Below are 17,972 nucleotides of genomic sequence, written 5' to 3' on the forward strand. Positions count from 1 at the left end.
CTCGCGGACCGCGGCGGGCGGGTGTGCAGACCAAGTCCCCCGCCACGGGCGGATCAGACCCTCCGCGCCCCTCGAAGGGCGCCGGGCCGGACCGGGGGCGCCCGGGTCCCCTTCCCGCCCCCTCCGTTCACCCCTTCCGGGCCCGTTGAGCGGCTGTGCAGTGCGCTCCGGTGCCGATAAGCTCGGCCGTGGAAGAGGAACGGCGTCACCGGGTTTCCCGGCCTTCGACCTGCCCGGAGCCGTGCCGTCGTCCTCTCCCCGTCCACCCGCTCCCGTGCGAGGCCGGGCAGGCGGCGACCGGCGACGGCAAGGGGGTGAGCGATCGTGCGAGCGATCGCCGGGCTGTGGCGGTGGCGGGGCAACCCGCTGTGCCGGACCACCGACCGTGTGGAGGGCTGGCTGGCGCTGGCCGCCGTCCTGCTGATGACTCTGGCCACCCCCGCCGTCGCGCTGTGGGGCACCCGGACCGCGCACGAGACGCTGATGGGCGTCGTACGCGAGCAGCACCGGCAGCGGCACCAGGTGTGGGCGACGGTGGCCCAGAGCACTCCGCCCGCGGCCGACAGTCCCGAGGCCGAGTCCGGTCACCGGGTGAACGCCACCTGGACGGCGGCCGACGGCCGCACCCACTCGGGCACGGTCGTCACCAGACGCCCGACCGAGCCCGGTGACCGGCTGCGCGTGTGGGTGGACGCCCGCGGGGAGATCGCCGCACGTCCGATGGACGCCGCCGCCGCGTCCTCGCACGCCGCCCTGGCCGGATTCGGTACGGCGGTGGCCGCGGCCGGACTGGTGGAGGCCGTACGGCGGTTGCTGGTACGGCGGTTGATGGCCCGGCGCTACGCGCGCTGGGAGGAGGAGTGGGCCCGGGTGGGCCCCGACTGGGGGCGTGCCGGGCGGTCGAACTGACCCCAATCCGGCCCGAATCCGACCAGGACAGACACGCGGGGGCCCCGCCTCCGCCATGGCGGGCGGACCGGTCATCCCATCGGTCCGGCACACGCTACGGTGGTGCATCCGGATGCGCGCGGCAGCGCGATCGAGGTTCGCACGAGGTTTGGGGCAAGGCGGTCCATGGCACAGGGCTTGGTCCAGGTGACGCACACCAGCTCGTCGCGGTGGCGGCGCCGCACGGGAGACTACGCCACCATCTCCGCCGCCCTCTCCGCCGCCGGCGACGGCGACGTGCTGACCGTCGCACCCGGCACCTACCGCGAGAACCTGGTGGTCGAACGCGCCGTCACCCTGCGCGGCCCCGAGCGCTCCGACGCCGGTTCGGTGCGTCTGGCCCCCGCCGACGGGGTGGCGCTGACCGTACGCGCCGCCGCGGTCGTGCGCGACCTGCAGATCGAGGGCCAGGACGCCGCGGCGCCCGCGCTGCTGATCGAGGACTGCGTGGCCGAGCTGTCCGGGCTGCGGGTGGTGACGCGGTCGGCCTCCGGCATCGAGGTGCGCTCCGGGGCCAGGCCGACCCTGCGCCGCTGCACGGTGGACAACCCGGCCGGGGTGGGCATCGGCGTCGGTGGGGGCGCGGGCGGGCTGTTCGAGGAGTGCGAGGTGGTCGCGGCGGGGCAGTCGGGCATCGCGGTGCACGAGGGCGCCCATCCCCGGCTGGAGCGCTGCCGGGTCCACCACGCCTCGGGCGCGGGGCTCTCGCTGTCCGGGGAGGGCAGCGCGGTGGACGCCGTGGGCTGCGAGGTGTACGAGATCAAGGGCGCGGGGGTACGGGTCGCCTCCCGGGCGGTCGGGAACCTCACCGAGTGCCGGGTGCACCGCACCTCCGCCGACGGCGTCACCCTGGACACCGACGCGGTCCTCACCCTCGCCGACTGCGAGATCCACGACATCCCGGAGAACGCGGTCGACCTGCGCTCGCGCTCGGTGCTGACGCTGACCCGCTCCACGGTGCGCCGCTTCGGCCGCAACGGCCTGTCGGTGTGGGATCCGGGCACCCGCGTGGACGCCAACGGGTGCGAGATCCAGGAGAGCACGGGCGACTACCCGGCGGTCTGGGTCAGCGACGGCGCCTCGGCGCTGCTGGACTCCTGCCGGGTCCACGACGTGCCGGACGCGTTGTTCGTCCTGGACCGGGGCTCGCGGGCGGACGTCCTCGACAGCGATCTGGCGCAGGTGCGCAACACGGCGGTGTCGGTGAGCGACGGCGGGACGGTCCAGCTGGACGACTGCCGTATCCGGGAGGCCGCCACCGGCGCCTGGTTCCGCGACCACGGCAGTGGCGGCACCCTGGCGAACTGCACGGTCGACGCCGTCGGGACGGGCGTGATCGTCACCAAGGGCGCCGATCCGGAGATCGACCGCTGCACCGTGACCGATCCGGCGGAGGCGGGCTTCTACGTCTCCGCCGAGGGCCGCGGCACCTTCTCGAACTGCCGGGTGGCAGGCTCGCGCGGCTACGGCTTCCACGTGATCGACGGCTGCCGCACCACGCTGCGCCGCTGCCGCACCGAGCGCTGCGCGCGCGGCGGTTACGAGTTCGCCGACGGGGGGCCGGTCGTCGAGGACTGCACCAGCGACCAGAGTTCCGCGCCGGTCGCCTCCGAGCCCGGGCCGGCGCTCCCCCCGGCCCCCCCGGCCGTCCAGACCGCGGGTCTGCTGGGCGGCATACCCCAGCAGTCGGCGGCCGCGGCGCCTTCCGCCTCGCCCGCCCCCGCGTCCCCGTCCGGCGGGGGCTCCTCCGGTGAGGTCTCCGGCGGGCCGGCGAAGGAGGCACGGCCGGCGAAGGAGGTGCTGGGCGAACTCGACGCGCTGGTGGGCCTGGAGAGCGTCAAGCGGGAGGTGCGGGCCCTCATCGACATGATCGAGGTGGGCCGCAGGCGCCGCGAGGCCGGTCTCAAGGCGGCCTCCGCGCGCAGGCACCTGGTGTTCACCGGGTCCCCCGGCACCGGCAAGACCACGGTCGCCCGGCTCTACGGGGAGATCCTGCACTCCCTCGGGGTGCTGGAGCGCGGTCACCTGGTGGAGGTCTCCCGGGTGGACCTGGTCGGCGAGCACATCGGCTCGACGGCGATCCGCACCCAGGAGGCGTTCGACCGGGCGCGCGGCGGCGTGCTGTTCATCGACGAGGCGTACGCCCTCTCACCCGAGGACTCGGGCCGGGACTTCGGCCGGGAGGCGATCGACACCCTGGTGAAGCTGATGGAGGACCACCGCGACGAGGTGGTCGTCATCGTCGCCGGCTACACCGCGGAGATGAAGCGCTTCCTGGAGGTCAACCCCGGTGTGGCCTCCCGCTTCTCACGGACCATCACCTTCGGCGACTACACGCCCGAGGAGCTGCTGCGGATCGTGGGGCAGCAGGCCGAGGAGCACGAGTACCAGCTCGCCGAGGGCACGGCCGACGCGCTGCTGGAGTACTTCGCCGAGCTGCCCAAGGGGCCGACCTTCGGCAACGGCCGCACCGCGCGGCAGACCTTCGAGGCCATGGTCGAGCAGCACGCGGGCCGGGTCGCCCAGCTCGACGACCCGGACACCGACGATCTGACGCTGCTCCACCCCGAGGACCTGCCGCGGGGGCCGCGGCACTGAACCGGCCCGCCCGGCCCGGCGGCTGCCCCGGTGCTCGGGTCACCGCTCGGACTGCTGTTCGGGCTGCTGTTCGTGCCGCCGTTCGGGCTGGGCCGGTACGCAGGGCGCCTCGCGCCCCTCGGTCAGCCGGTCCAGCCGGTCCAGCAGCGCCGCGCGTTCGGCGTCGAAAGCGGGGTCGGCCTGGTAGTCGCCGTGCCCCAGGATCGGCGCGGGCAGCGGGTGTTCGGGGGTTCGGCCGTAGTGCAGCGGGTCCCTCAGCGGGCCGCGGTCCACCTCCTGTCCGCCCTCCTCCCCGACCATCACCGGGCCGCCGATCGGATCGGTGAGGCGCCACAGGTTCCGCCAGCAGTCCACCTCCTCGCTCAGCGCGCGCAGCGGAGCGGGGCCGAAGCAGGACGGGAACCAGCGCCCGTAGAGCCGCTCCAGCGGGGAGCCGTAGGTGAGCAGCGCGACCCGTCCGCGGGTGTCGGGGTCGAGCTGCCAGACGGCGGCGGCGGCCAGCACGCTGCCCTGGGAGTGCCCGGAGATCACCAGCCTGCCGCCGGTGCGCGCGGTCCAGGTGCACATCCGCCAGGTGAGGTCCGGCACCGCGCGCTCGGCGTAGCAGGGCGGCGCGAAGGGGTGGGCGGCGCGCGGCCAGAAGGTGCCCACGTCCCACAGGATGCCGACGGTGCGGCGGGCTGCCGCGTCGCGGTAGGCGCGGCGGCCCATCGCCACCAGCAGCACCACCATCGCGCCCATCAGCCAGGAGCCGAGCGCCTGGACGGCCTGGGCCACGGCGGGCAGCGGGCCGGGCCAGGAGGCCGCGGCCGGCCCCGGTGGGAGGCCGGTGCGGGCCGCGCCCGCCAGGGCGCCGGCGCCCAGCAGCACGGTGGCGACGGTGACGGAGGCGATCAGGACCGGCGCGGAGTCGGTCAGCCGCGCCCAGGCGACGACACGGGCGATCTGGCGGCTGCGGGACTCCAGCTCGCGGGGCTCGCCCTCGTATGAGTCGACGATCTCGGGGGTCAGCCGCCTGCGCGTCCGCCCCGCCCGTACCGCCGCGCCCAGCGCGAAGGCCACCACGACCAGCAGCAGGACGGGGATCACCGCGGCCTGCCAGCTCAGCAGCACCGGCGGCCCCGCTATGGCGCCGCCGGCCACGCCCGGAGTGCCGTCCTTGTCCAGCCAGTCCGCCACCCGCTGGGCCACGCCGCCGGTGAGCACTCCGCCGAGCGCGCAGGCCAGTAAGGCGACCGCGGCGCCGCCCAGTCCGCCCATGGCGCACCGTCCGGCGCACGAGCCCGGCGGCGCCGCCCGGTGCAGGACGTACGCGGTGACGGCGATGGCGGCGGCCAGCGCGCCCTGGAGGAGCGCGAGCCAGGCGAACACGCCGGTGCCGGGCAGCTGGGCGGAGGAGGTCCAGCCCGGACGCGGCCAGGCGGCGTACACGGCGGTCAGCACCAGTGCGCCCAGCGCGGCGCCCGGCAGGACCTTCGACGCCCACCGGTCGATCCGCTCGTCCGGCTCGGACTCGGTGCGGCCCTTGCGGACCGCGACCAGCAGGGCCGCCGCCCAGCCGGCCGCGAGGACGACGGTCAGCGCCCGCCCCAGGGCCTCCGGCGCGGTGTCGCCGCCGGGGCGCAGATCGTGGGAGGCGGCCGCGGTCAGCAGGGTGGTGGCGACCGTGAGCAGGCCGGCCGCGGTGTGGGCGGCGCGCAGCCGGGAGACCATGCGGCGGCCGTACCAGAATCCCGGCAGGGAGAGCGCGGGCCGCTCCCCGCCGGGCAGCGGCCGGGCCGGGCCCGGCGGGCGCGGGGGCGGCGAGGCGGACTCGTAGGCGCTCCAGGTGCGGTGCGACAGCCACCACAGCAGGGCGGTCAGCGCGGCGGGCACCAGCGCGGCCAGGACCAGGCGGCGGCCGGGCGAGGCCCACCAGCCCTCGGTGAGCGGCCCGAGCCAGGACTTGCCGCGCGCGCAGCGCTCGGAGGCGGCGCACTGCCAGGCCACCAGGTCGAGCGCGACCTCGCAGGCCGCGGCGGTGAGCAGCACGGTCAGGGAGAGCGCCACCAGCCGCACCAGGACGTCGTAGACGCGCTGGCCGCGGTGGCGTGCGGGAGCGGCCGGACGCATCCAGTGGGCGAGGTTGGCGACCATGAACGGCAGCAGGAGCAGCCACAGGGCGCGGGCGCTGTTGCCGGAGGTGAGGTTGGACCAGCAGTACGCCTCGGGGATCGGCCGCTGCCGGGCGCGGTCGGCCGACGGCTCGGCGAGGGGATCGGCCGACCGGTCGGCGGTCAGGCCGCCGGAGTACTCCCCGAAGCGGCTCTCGGCGTCCGCGTCTTCGGCGCGGCGGTGGATGCCGGCCGTGTCGTCACCGGTGACCCGCACCGTGCGCGGGTCGCCGAGCATCTCCTGCGGTGTGGTGCCGCCGACTCCGTGCACCAGGAGTTCCAGCGCCGGTTCCCCCTGGCCGCGGTGCTGTCCCGCCGGTGTCGCCGGCCGGTTGTCGGGCATGCTGCGCTCCTCCCGATCCGGTGTGCGTCCCCGTTTCCCGCGGCGTCCCCGCGGCGGCATCCAGGATGGCGGCTGCGGGGCCCTGTGCGCAGCCCGACCGGCCGGACCGGGCGTCACGATCGAGCCTCGGAGCGCGCCGCGGCCGCGTGGAAGGATGGGGCCGAACAGATGCCCGTATCCGCGCACACGGCCGCGCCCGCGATCACACGTGCGGCCGCCGGTGGACCAGAAGGGACGGACCAGCAGGTGGGTGACAACCAGAACCTCCTGGCGGAGCAGCGGCGCGCGCTCATCCTGGAGGAGGTCAGGCGCCGCGGCGGGGCGCGGGTCAACGAGCTGACCCGCAGGCTCAACGTCTCGGACATGACCGTGCGCCGCGACCTGGACGCACTGGCGCGGCAGGGCGTGCTGGAGAAGGTGCACGGCGGTGCGGTGCCGGTTTCGGGGGCGAGCACGCACGAGCCGGGGTTCGAGGCGAAGTCGTCGCTGGAGCAGGACGCGAAGGAGGACATCGCGCGGGCCGCGGCGGCCATGGCGGCACCGGGCGGTGCGATCGCGCTCTCCGGGGGGACGACGACGTACGCGCTGGCCCGGTGTCTGCTGGACGTGCCGGATCTGACTGTGGTCACCAACTCGCTGCGGGTGGCGGACGTCTTCCACACCGCGCAGCGGGCGGACGCCTCGCGGAGCGGCCGTCCGGGGGCGGCGACGGTGGTGCTCACCGGCGGGGTGCGCACCCCGTCGGACTCCCTGGTGGGGCCGGTGGCGGACGCGGCGATCGGCTCGCTCCACTTCGACGTGCTCTTCCTCGGCGTGCACGGCATATCCGCCGAGGCCGGGCTGTCCACGCCCAATCTGGCCGAGGCGGAGACCAACCGCCGTCTGATGCGCTCCGCGCGGCGGGTGGTGGTCGTCGCCGACCACACCAAGTGGGGGACGGTGGGCCTGAGTTCGTTCGCCTCCCTGGCGGAGGTGGACACGCTGGTCACCGACGGCGGCATGCCGGAGCGAACGCGTGCGGAGATCCGCGAGGCGCTGCCGGACCTGGATCTGGTGGTGGCGGACGGAGGTCCCGCCGAGCAGGGCCGGAGCCTCGGCGGAGACCGGCAGGAGGCCGACCGCTGAAGCACCGGCCGGGGCGTGCGGGACGGTGCCGGGGCCGGGGTGGTGTTCTCGGGGCGCGCGCCGCCGGGCGCGTACCGCGGTGCGCGCAGTGGGGTACGCGCACCCTGGCGCGTCGGTCCCGGCGGGTGCAGACTTCATGACAGGACAGGACAGGACAGGGCAGCACCCGGTGGGGGTGGCGCCGGTGACGGCCCGGCCGTGAGGCGGGCCGACGGTGACGAGGTGGGAGGCGTTGCGCTGTGGCGGAGCCCGAGTTCAGTGCCACCGGAGTGCGGATAGCCCGGTGGCTGCGGTCCCTCACCCGGGCCGGGCAGGTCGTCGTCCGCGACGGGCGGCTGGTGCTGCTGACCAGTTACGGCCGTGAGATCGACAGTGCGCCGGTGGAGCAGGTCCGCGTCAGCGAGCCGTGGTACGCCGCGCGCGGACGGGCCCTGGCGGCCGTCAACGGCACCTGGTACGCGCTGCGCCTGAAGGGGCAGACGAGCGACGGCCTGGTGGCCGCGCTGCGCGGCGCCCGCGCCCGGGCGAGCGGGGCGCCGGGGAGGTCCGGGGCGGCGAAGGTCGCGGCGAAGCGGCGCGCGGCCCCGGCCGACGGCTGAGGCGCCCGGGACCCGAAACCCGGAGCCCCGGCCCGGCGGGCGCCCACCGGGGTGCGCCTGCCGTGGTGCACCCACCCGGAAAGGTCGCCTGATTTGCACCTTTTCGTCACCTGAATCACGCTGATGTCTATGCCGTAGCGGCCGTCAGAGTGCCCGACGCCCTCCTTCCGTGGTCCGGACACCCCCAACTCTCACCAGGGAGCCGCAGTCGTGATCAGTCACCCCAGCGCGTCCGGCCGGCAGCGGACGGTGGAGTTCCAGGCGCTGCCCTCTCGAACCGGTCAGATCCGCCGCATCGTGTCGGCCCAACTGCGCTACTGGAAGCTGGAGGCGCTCGTCGGCCCGGCCGCCGACGGCGTCACCGAACTGCTGGCGGGAGCCCTCCGGCAGACGGGCCCGGACGGGCGCTGCACCGTGGAGATCGCGCTGCTCCTCGACCGGTTGACGATCTCCGTGCGCGACCACGCGCCGCAGCTCTCCCCCACCCACGCCATGGGGGCGCTCCTGACGGGCGAACGCTCACCGGCCCGGAGCGGCGGTACCGGCCGGGCCGCGCGGATCACCCTGCCGGTGCCGGCGCCCGCCGCGCCGGGCCCCGCGGCCCGGCCCGAACCCCTGCCGCGCGCCTGACGGGCCCGGGCCGGAAGCGGCACCCGGCCCGCGAAGCCCGGTCGGCCCCGGTCAGCCCCGCGCCACCGTCATGGGATCGTCCAGGACCGGCTGCCAGGCGAGTTCGGCGGCGCCCACCAGGCCGCTGTAGTCCAGTGCGCAGGCGAGCACCGGCACCCCGCCGTCACGCCCCCACAGACTGCGCTCGGCGATGACGTTCTGCAGCCGCTCGGCGTCCGCCTCCAGCAGGGCGCGGTGCAGCCCGCCGAGGATGATCCGGTCCGGGTCGAGGATGTTGACCAGGCCGGCCAGGCCCAGGCCGAGCCGGTCGATCAGCAGGTGCGCGGCGTCGCGCACGGCCGGGTCGGTGGAGTACTCCGTGCGCAGCAGCTCCAGGGCGCGCTTGAGCAGGCCGGTCTCCGGACCGGGCTCGCGGCCGGCGGCCTCCAGGAAGGCCAGCGGGTCGGTCTCCACGTCCAGGCAGCCGCGCCCGCCGCAGTGACAGGGCCTGCCGTCCGGGTCCACGGTCAGATGGCCGACCTCCAGGGCCAGCCCCGAACTGCCGGTGTGCAGGCGGCCGTCGAGGACGAGCGCGCCGCCGACGCCGCGGTGCCCGGTGGCCACGCACAGCAGGTCGCGGGCGCCGCGGCCCGCGCCGTGGCGGTGCTCGGCCAGGGCCACGAGATTGACGTCGTTGGCGGCGAAACCGGTCGCGGGCGCGTCGCCGGACGGTCCGGTGACGCCTGCCTCGGCCAGGCAGCGGGTGAAGATCTCCCGCACCGGCGCACCCGGGGGCCAGGCCAGGTGCAGCGGATTGAGGGCGGTGCCCTCCGGCTCGGCGACGGCGGAGGGCACCGCCAGACCGGCGCCCAGGCAGCGCCGCCCGGTCTCGCGCAGCAGCCCGGCCCCGGCGCCGACGACCTCGGTGAGGACCTGGGCCGGATCGGCCTCCACTGTCACGGTGCCGGGCACGGTGGCGACGATCCGGCCGCCGAGCCCGACGAGGGCGGCACGGAACCCGTCGGCGTGCACCTGGGCCGCCAGGACGACCGGGCCCTCGGGGTCGACCGACAGCCGGTGGGAGGGACGGCCCTGGGAGCCGGCGGCGACGGCGGGCCGGGAGTCGACGGTGATCAGCCCGAGCGCCTCCAGCTCCGCGGCCACGGCTCCGGCGGTCGCCCGGGTCACACCGAGTTCCGCGGTGAGCACGGCGCGGGTGGGCGCGCGTCCGGTGTGCACGAGTTCCAGCGCCGGGCCGAGGGCGCCGCGGCCTCTCTCCAGCTTTGTTGTACGCGTCGGGGTCACCGTCCCATTCTGGCTTTGTATCCACCGCGAACAAAGCGGGGTGGTCCGACCGCCGCGAACGAACCGCGGCACGCCCTGGCACACTGCCTCCGTGGACATCGACCGCTACCTCGAAATCCTCCGGGAGGAAGGCGAGTTACTGCTCGCCGCGGCTCTGCGTGCGGGATGGGACGCCGAGGTCCCCACCTGTCCCGGCTGGCGCGTCCGCGATCTGGTGACCCACCAGGGGACGGTCCACCGCTGGGCGGGCCGCATCGTCTCCGAGGGGCGCACCCGCGACGTGCCCGCGCCGGAGGCGGACGTGCCGGACGAGCTGCTGCCGGACTGGTTCGCCCGGGGGCACCGAAGGCTGCTGGCCGCGCTGCGGGAGGCCCCCGCGGACCTGGAGTGCTGGACGTTCCTGCGCGGGGCGCGCTCCCCCCTCCTCTTCTGGGCCCGGCGCCAGGCCCATGAGACGGCCGTCCACCGCGTCGACGCCGAACTGGCCTCGGGCCCGGACCTCTCCCCCGTGGACCCGCTCTTCGCCGCCGACGGGGTCGACGAACTCCTGGTCGGCTTCCACACCCGCCCCACCAGCCGGGTGCGCTCCGCCCGCCCCCGGGTCCTGCGGGTGACGGCACGGGGGTTCGCCCCGTGGACCCTCCGCCTCTCCCCGGAGCCGCCGGTGGTGAGCCGGGAGGGGGACGAGACGGCGGACTGCGCCGTCACCGGAGAGGCCGCGGACCTCTACCTCGCGCTGTGGAACCGGCGGCCGTACGGGGAGCGGGTGTCCGTCGAGGGGGACGCGGGGCTCGCCCGCCTGTGGCACGCCGACTCCGCCGTCCGGTGGAGCGACCCGGCCCCGGAGCACGTGGACCCCTGAGGGGGCGTGCGGCGCCGACCGCGGTGACGCGGATCGCCGGCCTTCGCGGGAAGATCCACTGGAACGCCGTCCAGGACGTAGGCTCATTGGGGCGGCGAGGGAGGGCACATGGCTGAGGGTCTGCGATTCGAACTGCTCGGTCCGCTGCGAGCCTTGCGCGGGGGGAGCGAGGTGCCGCTGGGGCCGCCCCGGCAGCAGGCGGTGCTCGCCGTCCTGCTGCTCCAGGAAGGGCGGCCGATGTCCTACGACGCGCTGGTGAGCGCGGTCTGGGGCTGCGAACCGCCCTCGCACGTGCGGAATCTGGCCCAGAAGTACGTCTCCGGTCTGCGCCGGGCCTTCGCGGCGGCGGGTAAGGGCTGCTCGTCCCCGGAACTGGTGTGGACCGGCAGCGGTTACCGGCTGGAGAACGCCGGGATCGACGATCTGGCGGAACGGCGGACGCTGCTGCGCGAGGCGCTGTCCGCGCGCGAGTCGGGCGATCTGCACCGGGCGGGCGCACTGGCGAGGGAGGCGGAGGAGCTGTGGCGCGGCGAGTTCGCCGAGGGCCTGGCCGGCCCCTACCTGGACGGTGAGCGGCGCCGCTGGGCGGAGAAGCGGCTGATGGTGCTGGAGACCCGGCTGGAGGGCGATCTGGAGCTGGGCCGGTACCGCGAGTGCGTCCACGAGCTGACGCGGCAGGTGGCCCGGCATCCGCTGCGCGAGCGGCTGGTGGGGCTTCTGATGCTGGCGCTGTACCGCTGCGACCGTTCCGCGGACGCGCTGCTGGCCTACGAGGAGGCCCGGCGCCGGCTCCTGGAGGAGCGGGGCGCGGAACCCGGTCCCGCGCTGCGGGAGCTGCACGCGCGGATCGTGCGCCAGGACCCTTCGCTGTTGCCGGAGTCGGCGCTGGCGTCCTGACTCCGGCCCGGCCCCGGGGAGGGAGCGGGCCCCGCCCGTGGTCAGGAGACCTCCCCGGAGCCGGTCAGCCCGACGGCGGCGGCGAGCCGGGTGACGGCGTGATCGAAGAACTCCTCGCGTGCGTCGATCAGTTGGTTGAACTGGCCGAACACCTCGAAGCCGATCAGGCCGAACAGCTGGGCCCAGGCCGCGATGAACCCCGCGGCCACGGGGGCGGGCAGGTCGAGGCCGAGCAGCTCCATGAGCCGGTCGGCGTCCTCGGCGACGGGCCCGGGGACGGCCGGCGCGGACGCGCCGCCGGCGGGTTCGCTCAGGGCTCCGGCCGCACGGGCGTCGCGGACGACGACGATCAGGGCGAGGCCGACGCGCGAGGCGGGGGCGACGGTGCTCCGGGGCGCGGAGTAGCCGGGCACGGGCGAGCCGTAGATCAACGCGTACTCGTGCGGATGGGCCAGGGCCCACTGCCGTACGGCCCGGCAGACCGCTCGCCAGCGGGCGACCGGCGCGTCGCGGTCCGCCGCGGCCAGGGCGCGTTCGGCGGTGGAGCCGATGGCGTCGTAGGCGTCGATGATCAGCGCGGTCAGCAGGTCGTCGCGGCTGGGGAAGTACCGGTAGAGCGCGGAGGAGACCATGCCCAGTTCGCGGGCGACCGCGCGCAGCGAGAGCCGGGCGGCGCCCTCCTCGGCGAGCTGTCTGCGCGCCTCCTCCTTGATGGCGGCGGTGATCTCGGCGCGGGCCCGTTCCCTGGCTCCTCGGATCGCGTTCATGGGGTCAGTCTGCCAGCTTCGGAAGCGCCGCACGGAAAGGAGAGCAGTGCTCTTGTACCGACCCGGACGGCGTGCGACACTGCTCTCCAGGGAGAGCACCGATCTCGTTCCGGAACGCTTTTCTCGCACCCTGTCGTCCCACACGGCCCGGAGCCCTCGCCCAGGAGGCGGATCATGACCGCACAGCCGCACAGCGGATCGCAGCCGACACCCCGCACCGCACCGCACTACAGGAAGGCCGGCGCGCTCACCGACCACGTGCTCAACAGGCTGGTGGCCTGGCTGATCCGGCGGGGCGTCGGCCTCGCCGGATCCCGGACCCTGGCGGTGCGGGGGCGCAAGAGCGGCGAATGGCGCACCACTCCCGTCAATCCTCTGGAGTTCGAAGGCGCCCGGTACCTCGTCGCGCCGCGCGGGCACACCCAGTGGGTGCGCAATCTGCGCGCGGCCGGCGGCGGGGAGCTGCGCATCGGCGGACGTGTGGACCGGTTCACGGCCGTGGAGCTGCCGGACGAGGAGAAGCCGGCCGTGCTGCGGGCCTACCTGAGGAAGTGGAAGTGGGAGGTCGGCGCCCTCTTCGACGGTGTCGGGCCGGCCTCGAGCGACGGGGAGCTGCTGGCCGTGGCCGACCGGCACCCCGTCTTCCGGATCACCCGGGAGGGATGAGCCGGTGACCTGGGTGCCGGGAAGCGGCGCTCGGCGCTCAGCGGTCCATTCTCTCCAGGGCCCGCTGGGCCAGGGGGTGGGTACGGACGAGTTCTCCGAGGGTGGTCGTCCCCCGGGTGATCCGCGCGAAGGCGTTCCACGCCGGGCGGAAGCCGGTGAGCACCGCGTGCAGCAGCTTCGGGCGGCGGGCGAAGACGGCGTGCATCCGGCTTCCCACGCCCATCTCCACACCCAGCCCCGACTTCACGGCGAAGGCGTAGTTGAGGGCCTGGCGGCGGGCGTCCACCGCGTCGTGCGCCTCGGCGACCCGCACCGCCCACTCCCCCGCCAGCCGCCCGGAGCGCAGGGCGAAGGAGATGCCCTCGCGCGTCCAGGGCTCCAGCAGTCCGGCCGCGTCCCCGCAGACCAGGACCCGGCCCCGGGTCAGCGGGGAGTCCGCCGAGCGGCAGCGGGTGAGGTGGCCCGAGGAGACCGCGGGCTCGAAGCCGGAGAGCCCGAGGCGGGCGATGAAGTCCTCCAGGTAGCGCTTGGTGGCCGCGCCCTCGCCGCGGGCGGAGATCACCCCCACCGTGAGCGTGTCGCCCTTGGGGAAGACCCAGCCGTAACTGCCGGGCAGCGGGCCCCAGTCGATGAGGATGCGGCCCGCCCAGTCCTCGGCCACCGTCGGCGGCACCGGGATCTCGGCCTCCAGCCCCAGGTCCACCTGGTCGAGCTTCACCCCGACATGGGCTCCTATCCGGCTGGCGCTGCCGTCCGCGCCGACCACGGCGCGGGCCAGGACGGTGCGGCCGTCGGAGAGGACCACGGCCACGGTGCGCCGGTCGGGGACGGCCGGGCCGTGCTGCTCGACGCGGGTGACGGTGGCGCCCGTCCACAGCTCCGCGCCGGCCTTCTGCGCGGACTCCACCAGCGCGTGGTCGAACTCGGGCCGGTTGACCAGCCCGAACAGCATGTTCCGGGAGCGCCGGGTGCGGGCGAACCTGCCGTCCAGCGAGAAGGTCACCGCGTACACCCGGTCGCGCAGGGGCAGTTCGAAACCGGGCGGCAGGGCGTCCCTGGAGGGCCCGATGATGCCTCCGCCGCAGGTTTTGTAACGGGGGAGTTCCGCCTTCTCCAGGAGCAGGACCCGGCGTCCGGTGACGGCCGCGGCGTACGCCGCGGAGGCTCCGGCCGGCCCCGCTCCCACCACCACCACATCCCACACCGGGTTCTGCCGGTCCGTGTCCTCGGCGCCCTCGACGCTTTCCCTGCTCACGTGTGTTACCGCTCCCGCTCGGCCGCTTCCGGTTACCGCCGCATCCTAGTGTCGCGGCCGTCCGGATCCCCCTGTGGGAGTATCGGCATCACACATTCGCCTGTACGCACGGTGATCCCGCCCACAGGCGCACAACGCAGCACCCCGAAGGAGCGTTCCCCATGGCGCACGACGCATTGGCAGCCACCGTAGCCTCGCTGATGCCCCGGGCCCGTACCGAGCTCGGCGAGCTGGTGGCCTTCAGATCGGTCGCCGATCCGGCCCAGTTCCCGCCCGAGGAGTGCGCGGGGGCGGCCCGGTGGGTGGCGGACGCGCTGCGCGCCGAGGGCTTCACCGACGTGGCCCTGCTGGACACCCCGGACGGCACGCAGTCGGTCTACGGCTTCCTGCCCGGTCCGGCCGGCGCCCCCACCGTGCTGCTGTACGCCCACTACGACGTGCAGCCGCCGCTGGACGAGGCGGCCTGGCTCTCCCCGCCGTTCACGCTGACCGAGCGCGACGGGCGGTGGTACGGGCGCGGTGCCGCCGACTGCAAGGGCGGCGTCATCATGCACCTGCTCGCGCTGCGCGCCCTGAAGGCGAACGGCGGGGTGCCGGTGAACGTCAAGGTGATCGTCGAGGGCTCCGAGGAGATGGGCATGGGGGGCCTGGAGCTCTACGCCGAGGCGCATCCGGAGCTGCTGGCCGCCGACAGCATCGTCATCGGGGACGCCGGGAACTTCCGCGCCGGTCTGCCGACCGTCACCGCGACGCTGCGCGGAATGACCATGCTGAAGGTCCGGGTGGACACCCTGGAGGGCAATCTGCACTCCGGCCAGTTCGGCGGCGCCGCCCCGGACGCGCTCGCCGCGCTCATCCGGATGCTGGACTCGCTGCGCGCCGAGGACGGCTCGACGGCCGTCGACGGGCTGTCCTCGGACTCCGTCTGGGAGGGTCTGCAGTACCCGGAGGAGGACTTCCGCAGGGACGCCAGGGTGCTCGACGGGGTGGAGCTGATCGGCTCCGGCACCGTCGCCGACCGCATCTGGGCCCGCCCCTCCGTCACCGTCCTCGGCATCGACTGCCCTCCCGTGGTCGGCGCCACTTCGTCGCTGCAGGCCAGCGCCCGGGCACTGGTCAGTCTGCGGGTGCCGCCGGGCACGGACGCCGCCGAGGCCACCAAGCTGCTCACCGCCCACCTGGAGTCCCACATCCCCTGGGGCGCGCGGCTGTCCGTGGAGCAGGTGGGCCAGGGCCAGCCGTTCAGCGCGGACACCACCAGCCCGGCGTACACCGCGATGGCCGAGGCGATGGGCGAGGCGTACGACGGCGCCGAGATGGCCACTGCGGGCCTGGGCGGCTCGATCCCGCTGTGCGACACCCTGGGCAGGCTCTACCCCGAGGCGGAGATCCTGCTGATCGGCCTGAGCGGGCCGGAGGCGCAGGTCCACGCGGTCAACGAGAGTGTCTCCCCCGACGAACTGCGGCGGCTGTCGGTGGCCGAGGCGCTGTTCCTGCGCAAGTACGCCGAGTCCGCGCGCGGCTGACCGGTCGCCGGCGCGGCGGCGGCCGGTCGGCGGCGGCCGGGCGGCCGCGCACCGCGCGGGTCCCGGCCGTCACGCGCCGACCGGTGTGCCCGCCTCCAGGTTGAGCGTGACGCCCCGTTCGCGCGCCCGCAGCGCCCAGCGCAGCCGCTCCATCCGCACCGGGGGCAGCATCGCGGCGGCCTCCCGCTCGGTGACGAAGCGCCAGCCGCGCAGCTCCGCGCCGGGCAGCAGCAGGTCGCGGGCGGCCGTGGTGGTCAGCCGGCCGCCGTCGAAGAGCAGCCGCAGACCGCCGTAGCCGGGCGGCCGGGGCGGCTCCCAGTCGACGACGAGCAGCCGGAGCGCGGTGTCCAGCCGCAGCCCCAGTTCCTCGGCCACCTCGCGCAGCCCGGCGCGGGCGGGCGGCTCACCGGGTTCGACCACTCCGCCGGGGAACTCCCAGCCGGGCTTGTAGGTCGGGTCGACCAGCAGCACCCGGTCCGTCTCGTCGAAGAGGAGGACCCCGGCCGCCACGGTCTCCGCGGTCGGTTCCGGGGTCTGCACGATGTCGCAGGCGCCTCTTCCGGCGCGTATCGCCTCCGCCACCTTCTCGGCGGTCTGCCGGGGGGTGAGGGAGGTGGCGTCGACGGTGTGCGCGTCGGCCCGGAGCCAGTCCGGCACCCGGTGGTGGGCCGCAGGGCGCCGGACCGGTTCCGCGCACCGGCCGCGTACGGCTGTGCCGGCCCCGCCGTCCCCGGGCGCCTCCCCGCGCCGGGCGGCCCGCTCGCGGAGGATCGTTTCCTCGACGTCCAGGAGCACATGGCGCACGGGGATGCGGCGGGCCGCGAGCCCGCCGAAGACCTCGTCGCGGTACTCCTGCCGCAGCAGCGTCACCGGCACCACCAGGGTGCCGCCCACCTCACCGTGGACGGCGGCGGCCGTGTCCACCACGAGCCGCCGCCAGGCGGGCAGGTCCTGGCAGTCCGGGACCTCGTCCAGACGCTTGCGCGGCAGGAGCGCGCGCAGTCCCGCGCCGATCAGGCCGGGGTCGAAGAGGTTGCCGTCCGGAAGCAGCTCGACCAGCTCACGGGCCACTGCGGTCTTGCCCGCGCCGAAGGCGCCGTTCAGCCAGACGATCACGGTTCCCCCCATTCCGTCGTCCCCGGTTCACTGCCCGCTCCACCCCGCCCCGGAAACGCGCCCCCGCGCCCCGCCCCGTGCGCCGTCCCGCGGGTTCCGCCCGGCACGCTCCCGTCCACGCGCCGGGACCCTCACACCGGCCGGCCCAGCGCCTCCCGGCAGGCCGCCGCGGCCCCGACGAGGCCGGCCCCGGTGCCCGTTCCCGCGGGGACGACCTCCAGCCCCCGGACGAAGGAGAGCGTGGCGTACTCCCCCAGCGCCCGGCGCAGCGGCGCGAACAGCACCTCGCCGGCCTGGGCCACTCCCCCTCCGATCACCGCGATCTCGATCTCGGCCAGGGTCGCGGTCGCGGCGATCCCGGCCGCCAGGGCCCGCGCGGCGCGTTCGAAGGATGCCGCGGCCACCGGATCCCCGGCCCGCGCGGCGGCGGCCACCCCTCGGGCGCTGGCGTCTCCGTCCGGCCCGGGCCGCCAGCCGTTCGCCAGGGCCCGGCGGGCGATGTTGGGCCCGCTGGCCAGGCCTTCCACACAGCCGCGCGCTCCGCACGGGCAGGGGTCGCCGTCGAGGTCCACACTGATGTGCCCGATGTGGCCGGCGTTGCCGGTCGGCCCGGGGTGCAGCCTGCCGTCCAGGACCAGCCCGCCGCCCACCCCGGTGGAGACGACCATGCACAGGGCGTTGTCACGGCCTCGCGCCGCGCCCTGCCAGTGCTCGGCGGCGGTGATCGCCACGCCGTCGCCCACCAGTGTCACGGGCATTCCCCCGACGAGGGCGCGCACCCCGTCCACCAGGGGGTAGTCCCGCCAGCCGGGGATGTTGACCGGGCTCACCGTGCCCCGCCGGGCGTTCACCGGCCCGGCGCTGCCGATGCCCAGGGCCGCCACGCGCGGCCACTGGGCCGCCGCCCTCAGTTCGCCGAGCACCTCGGCCACCGTCCGCATCACGCCGTCGCCCGGCTCCCGCGCCGGGGTCGGCCGCTGGGTCCGCAGCAGCAGCCGCCCGCAGTCGTCCACCAGCGCGCCTGCGATCTTGGTTCCGCCGATATCGAGGGCCGCGAGAAGATCCTGGTCCATGGGCGGAGAGTCTCACCTATTTCTGACAACGTTGTCCACTCCGTTGACCGGCTCTATGCTCTGAGGCCATCGACGCACCAGGACGTGCCGCGTGCGACCGTGCGTCACCGCCCGCCGACGACAGGACGAA

The 17,972-nt window shown here is 75.4% G+C and carries 15 protein-coding genes; 9 read left to right on the forward strand and 6 right to left on the reverse strand.

Annotated elements, in window-relative coordinates:
* Nucleotides 1-324 precede the first annotated feature (324 nt).
* Both QPK52_RS02660 and QPK52_RS02665 read left to right on the forward strand, forming a co-directional pair.
* Entirely contained in the window at nt 325-909 is a 585-nt protein-coding gene (locus tag QPK52_RS02660) for a hypothetical protein (RefSeq protein ID WP_410535316.1), read from the forward strand.
* Between the two features lie 165 nt (nt 910-1,074).
* Nucleotides 1,075-3,546 (forward strand): right-handed parallel beta-helix repeat-containing protein, encoded by a 2,472-nt coding sequence (locus tag QPK52_RS02665; protein WP_410535317.1) that lies wholly within the window; start codon nt 1,075-1,077, stop codon nt 3,544-3,546.
* A 39-nt stretch (nt 3,547-3,585) separates the two neighbouring features.
* Here QPK52_RS02665 and QPK52_RS02670 read toward each other — a convergent pair whose 3' ends face one another.
* A complete protein-coding gene (locus tag QPK52_RS02670; RefSeq protein WP_410535319.1) occupies nt 3,586-6,042 on the reverse strand; it encodes a hypothetical protein in 2,457 nt (818 codons plus the stop codon).
* A gap of 246 nt (nt 6,043-6,288) precedes the next feature.
* On the opposite strand from QPK52_RS02670, the gene QPK52_RS02675 reads away from it, so the two are divergent.
* The 3 genes from QPK52_RS02675 to QPK52_RS02685 all read left to right on the forward strand — a co-directional run bounded on the left by QPK52_RS02675 (nt 6,289) and on the right by QPK52_RS02685 (nt 8,396).
* Nucleotides 6,289-7,167, forward strand: a complete 879-nt coding sequence (locus QPK52_RS02675; protein WP_410535320.1) for a DeoR/GlpR family DNA-binding transcription regulator — start codon at nt 6,289-6,291, stop codon at nt 7,165-7,167.
* Nucleotides 7,168-7,406: 239 nt separating this feature from the next.
* Nucleotides 7,407-7,766 carry a hypothetical protein gene (locus tag QPK52_RS02680; RefSeq protein ID WP_245770088.1) on the forward strand — a complete coding sequence of 120 codons (360 nt, stop codon included), beginning with the start codon at nt 7,407-7,409 and terminating at the stop codon, nt 7,764-7,766.
* Between the two features lie 210 nt (nt 7,767-7,976).
* Nucleotides 7,977-8,396 (forward strand): ATP-binding protein, encoded by a 420-nt coding sequence (locus QPK52_RS02685; RefSeq protein WP_410535322.1) that lies wholly within the window; start codon nt 7,977-7,979, stop codon nt 8,394-8,396.
* Nucleotides 8,397-8,447: 51 nt separating this feature from the next.
* Here QPK52_RS02685 and QPK52_RS02690 read toward each other — a convergent pair whose 3' ends face one another.
* Nucleotides 8,448-9,680 (reverse strand): ROK family protein, encoded by a 1,233-nt coding sequence (locus QPK52_RS02690; protein WP_410535324.1) that lies wholly within the window; start codon nt 9,678-9,680, stop codon nt 8,448-8,450.
* A 91-nt stretch (nt 9,681-9,771) separates the two neighbouring features.
* Here QPK52_RS02690 and QPK52_RS02695 point away from each other — a divergent pair, with 91 nt between their 5' ends.
* Nucleotides 9,772-10,542: a maleylpyruvate isomerase family mycothiol-dependent enzyme gene (locus QPK52_RS02695; RefSeq protein ID WP_410535326.1), complete on the forward strand. Its 771-nt coding sequence runs from the start codon at nt 9,772-9,774 to the stop codon at nt 10,540-10,542.
* A gap of 108 nt (nt 10,543-10,650) precedes the next feature.
* Complete coding sequence (locus QPK52_RS02700; RefSeq protein WP_410535328.1) at nt 10,651-11,439, forward strand: AfsR/SARP family transcriptional regulator; 789 nt, start codon at nt 10,651-10,653, stop codon at nt 11,437-11,439.
* A 41-nt stretch (nt 11,440-11,480) separates the two neighbouring features.
* Here QPK52_RS02700 and QPK52_RS02705 read toward each other — a convergent pair whose 3' ends face one another.
* Nucleotides 11,481-12,206 (reverse strand): TetR/AcrR family transcriptional regulator, encoded by a 726-nt coding sequence (locus QPK52_RS02705; protein WP_410535330.1) that lies wholly within the window; start codon nt 12,204-12,206, stop codon nt 11,481-11,483.
* Between the two features lie 174 nt (nt 12,207-12,380).
* Between QPK52_RS02705 and QPK52_RS02710 the strand changes: the two genes are divergently transcribed.
* A complete protein-coding gene (locus tag QPK52_RS02710; protein WP_410535331.1) occupies nt 12,381-12,872 on the forward strand; it encodes a nitroreductase family deazaflavin-dependent oxidoreductase in 492 nt (163 codons plus the stop codon).
* A gap of 37 nt (nt 12,873-12,909) precedes the next feature.
* Here QPK52_RS02710 and QPK52_RS02715 read toward each other — a convergent pair whose 3' ends face one another.
* Nucleotides 12,910-14,076, reverse strand: a complete 1,167-nt coding sequence (locus QPK52_RS02715) for a geranylgeranyl reductase family protein (protein ID WP_410540168.1) — start codon at nt 14,074-14,076, stop codon at nt 12,910-12,912.
* 212 nt (nt 14,077-14,288) lie between these two features.
* Between QPK52_RS02715 and QPK52_RS02720 the strand changes: the two genes are divergently transcribed.
* A complete protein-coding gene (locus QPK52_RS02720; RefSeq protein ID WP_410535332.1) occupies nt 14,289-15,653 on the forward strand; it encodes a dipeptidase in 1,365 nt (454 codons plus the stop codon).
* 69 nt (nt 15,654-15,722) lie between these two features.
* Here QPK52_RS02720 and QPK52_RS02725 read toward each other — a convergent pair whose 3' ends face one another.
* Together QPK52_RS02725 and QPK52_RS02730 are read right to left on the reverse strand one after the other, a co-directional pair.
* The gene (locus tag QPK52_RS02725) at nt 15,723-16,769 is read right to left on the reverse strand and encodes an NUDIX hydrolase (protein ID WP_410540170.1); all 1,047 of its coding nucleotides are present in this window, start codon (nt 16,767-16,769) and stop codon (nt 15,723-15,725) included.
* A gap of 131 nt (nt 16,770-16,900) precedes the next feature.
* The gene (locus QPK52_RS02730) at nt 16,901-17,842 is read right to left on the reverse strand and encodes an ROK family protein (protein ID WP_410535334.1); all 942 of its coding nucleotides are present in this window, start codon (nt 17,840-17,842) and stop codon (nt 16,901-16,903) included.
* Nucleotides 17,843-17,972: the final 130 nt, after the last annotated feature.

This window comes from Streptomyces sp. KL2, from assembly GCF_046529545.1.
GTDB lineage: Bacteria > Actinomycetota > Actinomycetes > Streptomycetales > Streptomycetaceae > Streptomyces > Streptomyces radiopugnans.